A 287-nucleotide genomic window follows, 5' to 3' on the forward strand; every position below is an offset into this window, starting at 1 on the left:
ATTTTTGCATTTTGTGTAAGTAACAGTCACAGTGTTTCCTTTTACAGTGATATTCCTGATCTTTGGCTGCTGCGGTGTGACAACAGTGATCTTGATCTTCTTAACCTTTGTCCAGGAACCATAGACCTTATTGCCCTGTGCATCCAGAACCCAGCTTCGGGCTGCCACATACCAGGTACCTTTTGCCAGATATCTGAAAGATGCCTGTGGCTTGCCGGTTGAGGAAACTGTCTTGCTGAACTTTCCTGTCTGGAGCATATTTGATTTCTTGCTGATCACGAAGTCAT

At 44.6% G+C, this 287-nt stretch carries 1 protein-coding gene; it reads right to left on the reverse strand.

Translation table 11 applies throughout. The annotated features are described in order from the left end of the window. Positions 1-287: hypothetical protein (locus LJE11_RS19500; RefSeq protein WP_227296445.1), on the reverse strand; the 287-nt coding region annotated here is incomplete at both ends.

The sequence above is a fragment of the Blautia sp. DFI.1.216 genome (assembly GCF_020594215.1).
Lineage (GTDB): Bacteria > Bacillota > Clostridia > Lachnospirales > Lachnospiraceae > Blautia_A > Blautia_A wexlerae.